Origin of the sequence: Nostoc commune NIES-4072 (assembly GCF_003113895.1) — a bacterium.
GTDB lineage: Bacteria > Cyanobacteriota > Cyanobacteriia > Cyanobacteriales > Nostocaceae > Nostoc > Nostoc commune.
Genome location: NZ_BDUD01000001.1, coordinates 2,869,269 through 2,884,593 on the forward strand (window position 1 = coordinate 2,869,269; position 15,325 = coordinate 2,884,593).

A 15,325-nucleotide genomic window follows, 5' to 3' on the forward strand; every position below is an offset into this window, starting at 1 on the left:
GAGCAATCATTTCTCAGCCAGTATAATGGGGGAGTGCTGAGTAGTTTATACTTTATTCATCACTCAGTACTCAGCATTGAGTTTAGGTAAATATTGCTAATGGTACAACTAGCTAATCCCTTTTCAGTCTTTATCCTGTAGCTAGAAGCAGCGACCTATGAGAAAATGCATAATTTTTGTAACATGCAAGTACTGTAAAGCTTTATAAAATAAATATCACTAGGATCATTATGCTAATTAGGCTTTCCATACCCTTTGACCCTAATTTTCATTGATTCGGCATATATGGCTTATGTGAGTTGGAATCTGGAAAGGCGTAAATACGTCAACATAGCTAAACATCTTGGCTAAACCACAGCCTGAAACCCTTGCTATCGGTAGGGCATTTTTAATTCACATAAGGCGTATATTGATTTATTTCATCCCTTATTCTTTACACTTCAAACTTTTTTCCTTAATTCTCCCTAAGAGGTAAGATTTTATGCCCGCACCTACAGAATATGAAATTCCGATAAAAAATCAATTTCAGGAAATAGATTATGAAATTGTCCACATTACTCAGGAGCGACTTCGGATTCGTATACCTCGGCTGGCGGATGATCCAGAGTATGCAAGTTCGCTGACTTGGCTCATAGAATCTTTTGATTTTATTGTTAGTGTGCGGATTAACCAGCCATCTAGCTCGTTAATTGTCTATTATGAACCCGACGTGTCTGTAACAACGGTACAAAAAAGCTTGTTAAATAGCATTCAGCAAGCTAGCATCGTTGAACTTCCGCCAGGGACAGTACCAATAAAAACGGAACTCAGACCAGAAATCGACTGGATAGAGCGGCTTGGACTACCTATGATCAGCTTGGGTTTGGCTGTGCTTTCTAGCCAGTTGATGCTACCCATCCCAGCTTTAGCAATTGGTGGCTTAATTGCTGTGGCTGCTGCACCCTTTGTGACTAGGCTTATAGAAACAACTGTAAAAGAACGACGACTAGACGCGGATATTCTTGACGCACTTTGGCTAGGTCTTTACACCATTAAAGGAGACTTTGTAGGCCCGTCACTGATGTTGAGTTTAATGGAAACAGGGGATGCACTGCGAGATGCTACCGCCCGCGCTTCGGAGAGGCAATTTATGGATTTGTTCATGGGTATGGATAAATCTGTCAAGGTGGAACGGGATGGGCAAGAGGTGCAGGTTCCCCTAAAAAATGTACAAAAAGGCGATCGCGTTATTGTCTATCCAGGTGAAATGATTCCAGTGAGTGGGCGAGTACTGCGGGGTACAGCATTAATTGATGAACATAAACTCACGGGAGAGTCTATGTTAGTTTCTCGCTCTGAAGGACAGGTAGTTCACGCCTCTACTTTGTTGTTAGAAGGCAAGATTTGCATACTAACAAAACGAATTGGCAAAAATACCCGCTTAGGAGTGACAGTCGAACTCTTGCAATCTGCTCCCGTTCATGATACACGCGTTGAAGATTATGCAGCCAAAGTTGCTGATGCGACCATTGTACCAACCCTGCTATTAAGCGGTGCAATTTTTGCTGTTACTAGAGATGTATCGCGATCGCTTGCTCCTCTCCACCTCGATTTTAGCCACAGCATTCGCATTGCCGTACCTTCTACGGTTTTAGCAGCGCTTACCTATGCTGCGCGGCATGGGATCTACATCCGTAGCGGACGTGCCCTGGAAATATTAGCACGGACAGATACAGTCGTTTTCGATAAAACCGGAACGCTAACCCAAGGTAATGCCGAAGTTGTAGCGATCAAAACCGCCAGACCAGAAATTTCTTCAGCCTATGTCTTACAAATTGCAGCATCGGCAGAACAAGGTAACACTCATCCTGTAGCTAGCGCAATTCTGCGTCATGCCCAGGAGAATAATATCGAAACTCGACCTTGTGAAGCTTGGGATTATCGCATTGGCTTTGGTGTTGTTGCCCAAATTTCTGGACAACGGGTTTTAGCCGGTAGCTATCGTCTGATGCTGCAAGAAGGCATAGATATTAATCTCACTCATCAACGTCATCCAGAGCTAAGAACAGGCAGCCAATCTACAGTATATGTGGCTATGGGTGGTGAATTATTAGGTGTGATTTTGTATACAGACCCCGTTCGTCCAGAAAGCGCCCAAGTAATTACCATTTTAGAAAGCCAAGGTCAGCAGACCTATATGTTAAGTGGCGATAGTCAACGAGTCGCCAGTCGTGTGGCTCAAGAGTTAGGCATTAATAGTAGTCATGTTTATGCAGAATCGTTTCCCGATCAAAAAGTCGATGTCATTCGCCAACTCCAAAACCAAGAACGGACTGTAGTTTTCATTGGAGAAGGCATAAATGATGCCGCAGCTTTAGCACATGCGGATGTTTCTATTTCTTTTGCTAGTGGTATTGATATTGCACGCGAAACCGCCGATGTAGTTCTCTTAGAGGATGATCTGCGGAGCATACCTCATGCCATTGCGATCGCAAAACAAGCAATGGATATTATTTACCAGAATACTGCCCTCATTGCTATACCAAATATTGGTGTAGTACTTGCAGGCATTTTATTTGCTTTCGATCCAGTTTTAGGCGTCATCGTCAGTAATGGTTCAGCCCTGATTGCCGAGTTGAACAGTTTCCGCCCCCTGTTTAATGCCGAAGCCGCTCCTAGCTTCGATTCAGTCGTGGTAAAATCTATACCCGATACTAAACGCCCTGCTAAATCTGCTGAAACCCTTGCTGATTCTAGAGAACTGCAACTACTTACTCTCGATCTCCAGCCCACAGTCCCCAGTTAATAATTTGTCAAAACTTTTGTGGAATATATGCGATTTCATCGTACAATGCATTAGATATTCATCAATGTAAATGCTGCTTCAGGTTCAGAGGAAACTATTATGCCTCGATGTCCTGTTTGCCAAACGAAATACGTTGCAGATCAAACCGAGAATTGCTCAGTGTGTAGTTGGAACCTCCAAGGGCACTCTTTGCTAATCGGGCTGATTCCAGAAATCTCCTTGAAAGAGCAGGCGAGGTTAAAATGGGCACAAAATATCTGGGCAACGGTCAAACCTGCTCGTGAACAAATCCAGCAGTTTCAGTCTCAGCTTCAAGAAGCAGACCAAACCATCGCTCAACTCCATTCTGAGTTAGAGCAAGCAAACCAACAATGTCAAAAACTTTTAGCCACCTTACAACAACGAGAATCAGATTTAGCCCGTCTGCTTTTACAAGCAGACCAGTTAAACCATGAATTAAGCAACTTACGGGGACAACTAGAACAAACAAATCAACTTCAGGTTCAATCTCCAACACCAGAGATCATTGAAGCAGAATCTCAAGGTCAAACCCTTTTAGAACTGGAACAATCCCAAATTACAACAGCTTTACCAATCAAGGTGCAAACTTTGATTTTTCAGGTAGTGACTGTTGATACACAAGGACAACTGGCTAATTGCTATGGAAGTGAAGCTCGCTACTTCCAGGAAAAACTAGAGAATGTTGCTTTAGATATGATTATTCTGCCAGGGGGTGTCTTTTGGATGGGTTCCCAAGAGGCGGAACAAGGGCGAGAAAGCCACGAAGAACCCCAGCATCAGGTAACAATTGAGCCTTTTTGTATGGGAAGATTTACAATTACTCAGGCACAATGGCGAGCGATCGCTAATTTACCAAGCATCTATCGCTCCCTCAATCCTGATCCAGCCCATACTAAAGGCGAAAACCAACCTGTAGAACAAGTTTCGTGGCACGATGCGATCGAATTTTGCGCACGACTAACCAAACTCACCAAACGAGATTATCGCTTACCCAGCGAAGCAGAATGGGAGTACGCCTGTCGCGCCAGAACAACAACACCTTTCCATTTTGGTGAAACCATCACACCCGAATTAGCTAATTATGACGGCAATTATATCTACAACTTAGAACCTGTAGGTAAATATCGCCAACAGACAGTACCAGTAGGAAGTTTCCAAATTGCTAACGCATTTGGACTATCCGATATGCATGGCAACGTATGGGAGTGGTGTGCCGATTCTTGGCACGACAACTATCAAGAAGCTCCCTGTGACGGTAGCGTTTGGGAACAGGCAGAACTTCAAGAGCATCGCCTCTTGCGGGGTGGTTCTTGGTATTGTCTCCCAAGCCTTTGTCGTGCCGCTCAACGCCACTGGGATAAAGCTGATCACGCGGGTAGTGGTATTGGTTTTCGAGTAGTCTGTTCTAGTGCAAGGCAGGGAGAATAACAAATGACAACTCAGCACTAGTTAAGTGAGGATAAATATGTCAAAACAGGTCAAACAATTTCACGAACTGATTAGCCAAAATCCTTCTCTGGTAGAAAAGCTAAAAAGTGCATCTGACCGAGACAATTTTGTAGAGTTAACGGTACAATTAGGTGCAGAGTATGGTTACAGCTTTACTTCCACAGAAGTCGAAGTCTACATAAACCAGAATATGCTAACACTGATGAGACAGTTCTCTTGAAACTTTTTGGTTCCAAGCTCGACTTGATCCAAAATTAATCATTTGGCTCTCTTGATACGACAAAAACTTAGCTTTTTGGCAAAAGCTTTTTTCATGTTACTGATTCTCGGTAAAATCTAAAAAGTAAAGCTACCCTCTCACAAAGGTTTCAGCATCAGCTTGAGCGTTGTCAAAAAATGGATAAAGTCGAGATCACAGGAGCGTTGCTGATTAAAAGTATGCATTAGGCTCACGCTAAGGCAAGGCAGTGCGTTACAAAGAGAAGTCTGATACGAATTCGCAATGGGCTACGCCCTGCTACGCTAACGCAATTAAAAAATTTAGATGCAGTAAGGCTTTCAGGGTTTACATCCGCATCAAATTTTTCGTGAAATGGTCTGAGCGCCGGAAGTCAGCAATGCCTACGGTAACTTCTCCGACGAACAGAACTTCGGGAGCGGCAATACGCGACTTTTTCGCCCAAAGCGCAAGGCTACAAAGAAAAAGGAGCGTAATTTTGTAATTTCATATTCTGATTCAGCAACGCCCTGAGCTTGAGTTGACTTTCGTAAACATTGTTTTTATTCAAGCGAAATATACTGTAGACTTTGTATATTAGCAATAGACCAATAGAGTCATACCATACTCTATAAAGATATGCTTAACCTCTTGTTGTTAACCTCAACATTGTTTGTGTTTAGTTGGGCTAAGAGCTAAGTTTTGGCAAATATCAGCCGACAACTAGCGGCAAACATCACTAGCAACATTACTAAAGAAACACAATCTTCCATAACCCTAAATTTCAAGGCTTGTAAAATGTGTTTCAGAAGAGGAAAGCAATAAAACTTTACTATGGTAAGTATTTGATGACTTGAGAATCTTAGGTTACGGAATGCTTGCTAATCAGTAATTCTGGCAATTTTACCAATCGAAGTAGGAAATAGTTGTTTACTAGCTTTTGGCACTCGGAAATTTCAGGTAAACGTGTCCTATTTGTGGATAGGCTATGCCAAGGATTTTAAGTCTAGCTACTGCTGTGCAATTTTCCTCAATGTATACACAACCCCAATACAAACACAAAGCCTTATGTCAGGTCAAACCACTGCTGAAAAGCTTGCTATAAGCGTTATTGAGACTTATCCGTTAAGTCACGCTGAAACTATACATTACGAGGTGGTTCATTGGATTCCGGGGCGGTTTCGCGTTCGGATTCCCCAACTTGTTTGGGATGAAGAATATAGTCAACAGTTGAAGTATGTTCTAGATAAATCAGATTTTGCAACTGAAGTTCAAATTAACGCTCTAGCTAGTTCGTTAATTGTTAACTACGATCACGAGCCAACTGCAATAGGCATCGCCACTATTCAAGAGAAATTGTTTCAGGCAATTCAGCAAGCATCGATTGTTGAAATTCCTACAGGATGGACTGGTGAAGAGAAGGAAAAAGCTAACAACGAAGTAGACTTTGTAGAACGTCTAGGCTTTCCTTTAGCAGGTTTAGTACTCAGTTTGGGTGCAATGATTGGGCTGCCAATTCCTCCTGTTTTGATTGGTGCTGTTGTATTTGTTGGTGCAATTCCAGTATTCAAACGAGCATGGGATGCTATTCAAGAAGAGCGCCAGTTAACTATTGACTTCTTGGATGGTTTAGCGATCGCCTTGCACACAGGGACGGGACATTTCTTTGCTCCATCCTTCATGTTAGGTTTGGTAGAAGGAGGCGAAGTCATCCGGGATATGACGGCGCGGGGTAGTGATCGAGCATCCCTCGACCTTCTAGATTGCTTGAGCAAGACTGCCTTTGTAATCCGCGATGGACAGGTTGTAGAGATTCCTACTCAAGATGTAATTGTTGGTGATCACGTCATTGTCTATCCCGGTGACCAAGTTCCCGTTGACGGGATTGTTATGGAAGGAACAGGGATTATTGACCAGTGCAAACTTACGGGTGAATCAGTACCCGTAACGCGCAGAGTCGGAGAAGAAGTCTTTGCTTCTAGCTTATTGGTTGATGGTACATTAACTATTCTGTCAGAACGAGTTGGCAATAATACCCGGGCTGGTGTGATTGTCAACCTGATGCAGGCTGCACCTGTGCATGATACACGGGTCGAAAATTACGCGGCAACAGTGGCAAATCAAATGGTAATTCCCACCTTGTTAATTGGTGCAGGTGTGGGCATTTTTAGCGGCAACCTGAACCGAGCGATCGCACTGCTCACCTTAGACTTTGGTACAGGCATTCGGGTTTCTGTACCTACAACAATTCTATCGGTTCTCACCTATGCGGCTCGCAATGGCGTTCTGATCCGCAGTGGTCGCGCTATTGAAATGTTAGCGACCATTGACACCGTTGTTTGCGATAAGACAGGCACACTCACTATTGGTCATGCAGGTGTCAACGATATTGATGTTATGGAAGTCCGCTTAACCAAAGATGAAATCTTGTGTTACGCGGCTAGCGCTGAGAAAGGTCTAACCCATCCCATTGCTGAGGCGATCGTTCATCACGCCAAAGACACAGGTGTTGCCCTCAAAGAATGTGAAGAGTGGGAATATAAGATTGGTCTAGGTGCAGTAGCAAAAATCGATGGTATGAATATCATCGTCGGTAGCCCCCGGTTCATGAAGCAAGAAAACGTGGATTTGGAGGAATACGACATTCGCTATCCCGATGCCAAATCAGGCGGTCAATCCCTAGTTTACGTAGCAGGCGATGGTAGACTGCTTGGCGTGATCCGCTATAGTGATCCACCACGTGCAGAAAGCAAAGAAGTCATCCGCGAACTCAAGGAAATGGGCATTACTGTGCACATGCTCACAGGTGATGTGACACGGGTTGCTAACTCTATCGCCACTAATCTTGGCATCCATCCCAATCATGTCACTGCTGAAGCTTTCCCAGAAAAGAAAGTAGAAGTAGTTAAAGGATTACACGACAGTGGTAAAGTTGTGGCTTTCTGCGGCGATGGTATTAACGACTCTGCCGCCTTAGCTTACGCCGATGCATCAATATCCTTTGCAGGTGCAACCGACATCGCCAGAGAAACAGCCGATGTAGTGCTGATGGAAGATGACCTGCGCGGCTTAATCATGGCGATTAAATGTGCGCGTCAAGCAATGGATATTATTTGGCAGAACACCATAATTGTGGCAGCTCCTAACTTAGGTGCGTTAATCTCCGGTATTTTCTTCGCTCTCGACCCACTTTTAGCGGTAGTAATCAACAACGGTACTGCGATCCTGGCAGAACTCAATGGTCTACGTCCGCTTATCGGCCCTGGTGAAGCTACGCCATTAGGACATCAGCTCAGTGCAGCTGAAATTGCTGAGGAAGAAAAGCGATTACAAGAACGTGCTCATAGATCCGAAGCAGTTAATATTTCACCAACTTCTATAGAAGTAGAGACTGAAGTAGTTGTTCTTTCGTCTAATGTGGAAGAACCTCAAACTAATGATTTGGGTGTGAGTGAGTCTGAATCAGAGACAGCAAACATAGTTTAGAGGATATTGGGTACTCTGGAGTACCCATTCCTTTTTTTGAATTTTGAATTGCTTATGAGGCTTTATGTTTCGTAAAATTCTCGTCGCCCTCAATCGTTGTGACGATACCAGCAAGTATATCTTTCAAGAAGCACTGGAGTTGGCAAAAGCCACTAATGCATCTTTAAAGCTGCTCCACGTTTTATCTGTTGACGAACAAGAAAGCCCAAATATCTTGACCTTGATTAATACTCTAGAGAATAAGAAACCTTGGGAAGAGTTTGAAAAACCCGGTCTGGATTTACTCAAATCTCTCACAGAAAAAGCGATCGCCGCCGGAGTACCAACTGAATATTACCAAGGTTTAGGTCGGCCCGGTGATATTATTTGTGAAACTGCCCGCGTCTGGGAGGCTGGATTAATTGTCATCGGTCGGCGAGGTCTTTCTGGTATGAGCGAACTAATTTTGGGCAGTGTCAGCAACTATGTTACCCACTATGCTCCTTGCTCAGTACTCATCATACAAAACCCAGAACAACTTGGTGCTGTAAGTATTCAAGAAAGGCAATCAGTAATATCTGCTACACTTTTTAGTTGCATATTTAACGTATAGACTGTTTACAGTTAATAGTCAAAATAATTTGTAGTAATAATACTCGCTCCAAGATAAGCAAGCTAAGTAATTTGTAGCTGCACTTCTAGGGGGCTTGTACTCTTTTAATTACGAATTAGCAATTATTTGCTCACCTGTCAGCAGTCAACATATCTCAGGTGTTATGTAGGTTTTCAAAGCAAGATGTCTGCCTCACATTATATCTTTGATTAAAAATTTGTATCAGTGTAAGCAACTTCATCATCTCTTTCTTTCGGTGATTACTGTAAGCTACAAGTAAGTACCCATTCAAAGATTGAACTAGTATCTCCCGGTGATTACCAACCCATAGATTAATTGTGTGGGTTATCCAAAGGCAAACGCATCTATATATATTATTAACAATAAGTAATATTTATTGTGTTGCCCTAAAGTACCTTGTAAATGCAAAAGTTATAGCCTTTACCCCATAAACTCATAGCGTTATACGCCTTCTCGGTCAGAGTACCAGATATTCACCTGAGCAACTCTAGACTATAAATTTATGAACTTTCTAGAGAGAAGCCCGGAAGACTAAAACTAATGTCATCAAATCAATAGATTGCTCCCAATTGCGATCGCTCACTAGCGCAGTAACCACCAAATTTCTATACCATCTCGACAAATAACAAGGTCTTGGAGGCTGAACAATGTCAGTTACAAAGCCCGGCAGATTATCGCGCTTACCAACAACCAAAAAAACCAGGCAACCTAGCTCAATGTCCCGTAAGGATGCATTACTCTTACGGATGCTGGTTTTTGTTCCCATCTGCCTGATTTTGCACCACCTGAATGTAAATCCCAAAATTGTCTTTATGACAGCAGGTTTGGCGATTATTCCTCTAGCAGCATGGACAGCTAACTTTACAGAAGCGATCGCCTCTCGCCTTGGCCCTGCTATAGGTGGTTTGCTCAATGCTACTTTTGGCAACGCTACTGAGATGATTGTCTCTATTGTTGCTCTCAAAGCTGGACTGATAGATGTAGTCAAAGCCAGTTTGATGGGTTCGATGATTGCCAATCTGCTCTTAGGTTTAGGTGTCGCCCTGTTTTTTGGAGGGTTGCAGATTAATCAACAAAACTCCCGCATTAACCCAGACCACCTGAGCGCAGTTGGTCGTGTCAATGCCTCTTTGCTTAATTTGGTGATTGTCTTTTTACTAGCACCCACCGCCATTGAAGTGACTTCGTTGGCGCTACACCTCCAGACAACTAACGCCTTTTCCTACATCGCATCAGCACTGCTTTTAACTAGTTACATCCTCATGCTGTTGTTCTCTATGAAGACTCACAGCCATCTTTATGGACTAGATGAGGATGCCGAACCAGAGAGTTACGGTAGTGAAGCTAGAGGGGAGAAATATGGGTTAAAGCTGCATATTAGCTTGCTTTTAGCCACAACAATTGTTTTGGTGTTTGTCTCTGAAGCACTGGTAGATAGTTTATCAGAGGCGATCGCTACTACTGGGATGAGTGGCTTATTCACCGGAGTAATTCTGCTTCCCATCTTTGGTGCAGCCGTAGAAATCATCACTTGTGGTATCTGTGGCGCTAAGAACAAAGTCAATCTTGCATCTTCAGTGGCGATTGGTTCCAGCTTACAGATTGCAATGTTCGTCACACCTATCTTGGTTTTTACTGGCTTCATAATTGGCAAACCAATGAACCTAGACTTTGATAACTTTACAGTTCTAGGAGTGGGCATTGCCGTTGTCATGACTAACTCAGTCAGACCCAACAGTTATTCCAATTGGTTAGAAGGAATCATGCTCTTGATGACTTACCTAATGCTAGCCACAGCATTTTTCCTACATCCTATCGTAGCAGGATAAGTAATTCAAAATCACAATCTGAATCAATCTAGACAATGATTCAACGTTGTAGAAACTTTCAGAGCAATTTTTAACAATGTTATTGCTTGAGCGTTGAAATTATGCAGCTTCAAGAAGTTAAGCAAGTATTAAGCCAACCTAGTATTAACTGGTTAGCAATTTTTCTGCCAATAAGTTTAGTCATAGCATACCTGCCAGGACTTCGGAATGAGATATTCCTGTTCTTTACTTCCTGCCTGGGGATGGTTGTTGTTGCCTACTGGCTTGGCAATGCCACAGAGCAATTAGCAGACAAGGTTGGTTGCACATGGGGTGGGATGATGAATGCTGCCTTCAGTAACTTACCTGAACTAATTTTTGGTTTAATTGCCGTGGCTAAAGGGTTAGGGCCGCTAGCAAAAGCTGCCTGGACAGGTGCAATTATCAGCAATATGTTGGTTGCTGTTGGTGCAGCCATTATGGTTGGTGGCTATCGCTTTGGTACGGTGACATTTCCCTTAGATAGAGCCAAAGATGCAGCCGCAGGATTAATGATTGCGGCGGTGGCAATTCTTATGCCGTCAGTTTATGCTCATGCAGTTGATTTTTCTAGTGAAAATGTAAGTGCTGCTGATGTAATCAAGAATGTCTCTGTTTGGTTATCTGTATTTTTGCTCATGGCTTATGGCGGGAGCATAATCTATACCCTGGCTAGATTTAGATATTCGGAACCAGCACTGCAAGCGAAGAATCTCGTGGGAGCTTTTGTGCATTCCGAGTCAGCACCACAAGCCAAAAATCTCGCGGAAGTTTTTGTGCCAGAAGAAGATGTAGAAATGTCTTGGGATGTCCCCCTTTCTATTGGCGTACTTGCCGCTTCTAGCGTCTTGATGGCTTTTTTATCTAATTTTGTTGCTGATTGCGTAGATTCTGTTACTACTGGACTGGGATGGACTGAGATGTTTGTGGGGGCGATCGTAATTGGCATTATTGGCAATGTGGGCGCGATTATGAGTGCTGTTCTGGTTGCTTATAAAAATAAATTGGATCTGAGTTTTGAGATTGGCATGAATGCTGCTTCTCAAGTTGCATTGTTAGTGATTCCGACGCTAATTATTGCCTCTTCTGTGGTGGGTAAACCCGTTGATTTTCTCTTCTCGCCTCCACAAATTGCTGCGCTTATCGGTAGTGTTCTAATCATGACTCAAATTTCTCAGGATGGGCGATGTAATTGGTTAAATGGACTGCAAATGCTGATTTTCTTTGGCGTTATTAGTGTCTTGTTCTTTTATGACCCGACTTAAGGAGGCAGGGGGCAGGAGGCAGGGGAGAACGGGCAAAGTTTTAACTCTTGACTAATGACTAATGACAACTGACAACTGACAACAAAAATGACTACTAGAGATTTTGAATTGGGGAGTATAGACGGTTTGCCAGAATTTAGAGTTGTGATGGATAGTAATGGCTTTTTACTAACGCCAGTACTTGAAACCAGAAAAACAACTCTCAAAGCTTTTGTGAGTATTGAACGGTCTGATAATGTTAATGAGGAAACTTGGAAAGCTTTTGGACAATGCATCATGTTTGCAGCAGCCGGAGCAGCTGTTGCCGGCTTTACTCCAGGAGGTATAGCGGCTGTTCCTACATTTATGCATATTTTTGGTACTTGTGCCACCACCAAAGGATTGGATCTAGCTGCTAGTCAAATTCGTTTCCGAACTGAAACTTTCTACGGTGAATGGGAACGTTTTACGTTTGGGGAAACCACCAATCAGAATCTCAGTAAACCGAAGCTTCAGCCAAAATCCTATGAGGATGTTTGAAAAGTAAAAATTTATGCCAGTTCTAGGTAAATCCTTCATGTCTGCTATTGAGTTTAAAACCTCCCTCTTTGTAGGCGGAATGTTGATTAAAACCAAGAAGAATTATGGACAACTCTTGGTTTCCCTCCTGCCTTCTGCCTTCATTTTTATATTTATTTATCTTTACATTGTCTTATTGACTCAACAAAGATTGTACTATTTAATAGTGGCAATAAGCGGATTCATAGCATTCAATTATAGTGCTATGTGAGTTCAAGTTTTTTATCTGAAAGAGAATATCTATGACTTCTACTACGTCAGACTCTGGGTTCACTCAACCAGCTGAAACGTCTGCATGGCATACCTTAGAAGTTGTTAAAGCTCTCAGGCGATTAGGAAGCGATCGCACATTTGGTTTAACAACCTCAAAAGTTACAGAATATCTCAGCCGTTATGGCTCAAATGAGCTAACAGAAGGTGGAACCCGCTCCCCCGGAGAAATCCTCTGGGATCAATTCAAAAACATCATGTTGTTGATGTTAATTGCTGTGGCAATTATCTCTGCTGTTCTAGATGTGCGGGAAGCATTAACTCAAGGAACATTCGTCTTTCCTAAAGATGCCGTCGCCATCTTTGTAGTAGTGATTTTGAATGGCGTATTGGGCTATATACAGGAAAGTGGTGCAGAAAAAGCTTTAGCAGCTTTGAAAAACTTGGCATCTTCTAAAGTACGGGTAATTCGAGATGGCAAAACCCTAGAGGTGGAGTCTAAAGAATTAGTGCCCGGAGATGTCATGCTACTGGAAGCCGGTGTTAAGGTTCCTGCTGATGGGCGATTGTTGGAGGCGGTGAACTTACAAGTACGAGAATCTGCCTTAACAGGAGAAGCTCACGCAGTTAACAAGCAAGCCGAAGTACAATTACCAGAAGATGCACCATTAGGCGATCGCATCAATCTAGTTTTTTCAGGTACAGAGGTAGTGCAAGGTCGAGCAACGGTGCTAGTTACAAGCACCGGAATGCAGACAGAATTAGGAAAAATCGCCAGTGCTTTACAATCAGTTGAATCGGAACCTACCCCACTTCAAAAACGCATGACCCAACTAGGCAATGTCCTAGTCACAGGTGCATTAGTGCTAGTGGTGATTGTAATTGTTGGTGGTACTCTCTTCAATCCCAGTTTGTTTGAAGAACTAGTCAAAGTTTCTTTGAGTATGGCGGTAGCGGTAGTACCAGAAGGCTTACCTGCTGTAATTACAGTCACGCTGGCATTAGGAACACAGCGCATGGTGAAGCGAAATGCACTGATTCGCAAATTGCCGGCGGTAGAAACCCTCGGTTCCGTCACCGTCATTTGTTCTGATAAGACTGGAACTTTGACTCAAAACAAAATGGTAGTACAAGCTGTTTGCATAGCCAGCAATACAGCCCACGTTACCGGAGATGGCTATACTCCTAATGGTGAATTTCAATGGCAAGATAAAACCCATCTTTCCCAAGCTCACCCAGAACTACAAGCCTTATTACTAGCTTGCGTACTCTGTAATGATGCCATCTTACAAAAAGAAAATGGCGAGTGGTCAATTTTGGGCGACCCCACAGAAGGTGCATTGTTGTCATTGGCAGGTAAAGGTTCTTTCCGCAAAGACGAGCAAGATAATCGCTTTGCACGAGTGGCAGAGTTTCCCTTCTCCTCAGAACGCAAACGGATGAGCGTTATGGTAGAAGCAGAAGGATCTGGTGCAGGTATCAGCGCCTTCCATTTGCACACAACTCCCCATCTGATGTTTACTAAAGGCTCTCCCGAATTGACATTAGAACGATGCACTCACATTCAAGTCGGTAACGATGTCAAGCCACTAACAGCAGAACAACGAAGCCGTATTCTAGAGCAAAATAACAAGATGGCAATGCGGGGGCTAAGGGTTCTCGGCTTTGCTAACAAACTATTAACTGAACTACCACCAGAAGGTTCTGAAGATATTTCCGAAAACGCTCTCACATGGCTAGGATTGGTGGGAATGTTGGATGCTCCTCGCCCGGAAGTACGGGATGCAGTTGCTCGCTGTCGCACGGCAGGAATTCGTCCGATAATGATTACAGGCGACCACCAACTAACAGCAAAAGCGATCGCTGAAGATTTAGGTATTGCCAGTCCTAAAGATGAAGTCCTCACCGGGCGAGAACTCGAAAAACTTAGCATGGCAGAACTAGAACAACATGTAGACCGCGTTAGTGTCTACGCTCGCGTCTCTCCAGAACACAAGCTGAAGATTGTGCAAGCACTCCAACATCGGGGTCATGTTGTGGCTATGACTGGCGATGGCGTTAATGATGCTCCGGCTCTGAAGCAAGCAGATATTGGTGTAGCAATGGGTATTACTGGCACTGATGTCAGTAAAGAAGCCAGCGACATGGTGCTATTAGATGACAACTTTTCTACTATTGTGGCAGCAGCAGAAGAAGGACGTGTCGTTTACATCAACATCCGCCGCTTTATCCGCTATATTCTCGGCAGTAATATTGGAGAAGTACTCACAATTGCTGCTGCACCTCTGATGGGTTTAGGTGGCGTACCCCTATCACCACTACAAATCCTTTGGATGAACCTTGTTACAGATGGAGTTCCCGCTCTAGCACTAGCTGTGGAACCGGGTAGACCAATTGTGATGCAACAACCTCCCAAAAATCCCAAGGAGAATATTTTTGCCCGTGGCTTAGGATCATACATGATTCGGATTGGAATTGTTTTAGCGATCATTACTATCGCTATGATGTCCTGGGCTTATGGATACACCCAAGCAAATACGGCGGGTGGTACTCTTGATCCAGACCGTTGGAAAACAATGGTCTTTACTACTCTGTGTTTGTCACAGATGGGACACGCTCTAGCAATTCGCTCCAACACTCGTCTGTTTATGGAGATTAATCCCTTCTCTAATCCCTTTATTCTGGCATCGGTAATATTGACATCAATACTGCAACTGCTATTGATTTACGTTGAACCATTACGGAACTTCTTCAGCACCCACTACCTCACCTTCATGGAATTAATGATTTGTATTGGTTTTAGCGCACTTACCTTTGTGTGGATTGAACTAGAGAAGTTGTTTATTCGTTGGCGTAGAAACACTCAGTAGTAGA

At 43.3% G+C, this 15,325-nt stretch carries 9 protein-coding genes; all 9 read left to right on the forward strand.

Annotated features, from left to right (window positions below; genetic code table 11):
- Positions 1-481 precede the first annotated feature (481 nt).
- The 9 genes from CDC33_RS12790 (at position 482) to CDC33_RS12835 (ending at position 15,321) form a co-directional block, all read left to right on the forward strand.
- On the forward strand, positions 482-2,785 hold the full coding sequence (locus tag CDC33_RS12790; protein ID WP_109008788.1) for a heavy metal translocating P-type ATPase: 2,304 nt from the start codon (positions 482-484) through the stop codon (positions 2,783-2,785).
- A 99-nt stretch (positions 2,786-2,884) separates the two neighbouring features.
- Complete coding sequence (locus CDC33_RS12795) at positions 2,885-4,234, forward strand: SUMF1/EgtB/PvdO family nonheme iron enzyme (RefSeq protein ID WP_109008789.1); 1,350 nt, start codon at positions 2,885-2,887, stop codon at positions 4,232-4,234.
- Positions 4,235-4,271: 37 nt separating this feature from the next.
- The gene (locus tag CDC33_RS12800; RefSeq protein WP_109008790.1) at positions 4,272-4,475 is read left to right on the forward strand and encodes a Nif11-like leader peptide family natural product precursor; all 204 of its coding nucleotides are present in this window, start codon (positions 4,272-4,274) and stop codon (positions 4,473-4,475) included.
- Between the two features lie 1,065 nt (positions 4,476-5,540).
- Complete coding sequence (locus CDC33_RS12805; RefSeq protein ID WP_109008791.1) at positions 5,541-7,958, forward strand: heavy metal translocating P-type ATPase; 2,418 nt, start codon at positions 5,541-5,543, stop codon at positions 7,956-7,958.
- A gap of 64 nt (positions 7,959-8,022) precedes the next feature.
- On the forward strand, positions 8,023-8,550 hold the full coding sequence (locus CDC33_RS12810; RefSeq protein ID WP_109008792.1) for a universal stress protein: 528 nt from the start codon (positions 8,023-8,025) through the stop codon (positions 8,548-8,550).
- 668 nt (positions 8,551-9,218) lie between these two features.
- Positions 9,219-10,400, forward strand: a complete 1,182-nt coding sequence (gene cax / locus CDC33_RS12815) for a calcium/proton exchanger (protein WP_244919221.1) — start codon at positions 9,219-9,221, stop codon at positions 10,398-10,400.
- A gap of 101 nt (positions 10,401-10,501) precedes the next feature.
- A complete protein-coding gene (cax, locus tag CDC33_RS12820) occupies positions 10,502-11,683 on the forward strand; it encodes a calcium/proton exchanger (RefSeq protein WP_109008793.1) in 1,182 nt (393 codons plus the stop codon).
- An 87-nt stretch (positions 11,684-11,770) separates the two neighbouring features.
- Entirely contained in the window at positions 11,771-12,202 is a 432-nt protein-coding gene (locus CDC33_RS12825; RefSeq protein ID WP_109008794.1) for a hypothetical protein, read from the forward strand.
- A gap of 281 nt (positions 12,203-12,483) precedes the next feature.
- Positions 12,484-15,321: a cation-translocating P-type ATPase gene (locus tag CDC33_RS12835; RefSeq protein WP_109008796.1), complete on the forward strand. Its 2,838-nt coding sequence runs from the start codon at positions 12,484-12,486 to the stop codon at positions 15,319-15,321.
- The last annotated feature ends 4 nt before the right edge of the window (positions 15,322-15,325 follow it).

Bases quoted from the DNA above. Each gene is read 5' to 3' on its own strand.
- CDC33_RS12790 (WP_109008788.1), top strand. From the start codon at position 482: ATGCCCGCACCTACAGAATATGAAATTCCGATAAAAAATCAATTTCAG.
- CDC33_RS12795 (WP_109008789.1), top strand. From the start codon at position 2,885: ATGCCTCGATGTCCTGTTTGCCAAACGAAATACGTTGCAGATCAAACC.
- CDC33_RS12800 (WP_109008790.1), top strand. From the start codon at position 4,272: ATGTCAAAACAGGTCAAACAATTTCACGAACTGATTAGCCAAAATCCT.
- CDC33_RS12805 (WP_109008791.1), top strand. From the start codon at position 5,541: ATGTCAGGTCAAACCACTGCTGAAAAGCTTGCTATAAGCGTTATTGAG.
- CDC33_RS12810 (WP_109008792.1), top strand. From the start codon at position 8,023: ATGTTTCGTAAAATTCTCGTCGCCCTCAATCGTTGTGACGATACCAGC.
- cax (WP_244919221.1), top strand. From the start codon at position 9,219: ATGTCAGTTACAAAGCCCGGCAGATTATCGCGCTTACCAACAACCAAA.
- cax (WP_109008793.1), top strand. From the start codon at position 10,502: ATGCAGCTTCAAGAAGTTAAGCAAGTATTAAGCCAACCTAGTATTAAC.
- CDC33_RS12825 (WP_109008794.1), top strand. From the start codon at position 11,771: ATGACTACTAGAGATTTTGAATTGGGGAGTATAGACGGTTTGCCAGAA.
- CDC33_RS12835 (WP_109008796.1), top strand. From the start codon at position 12,484: ATGACTTCTACTACGTCAGACTCTGGGTTCACTCAACCAGCTGAAACG.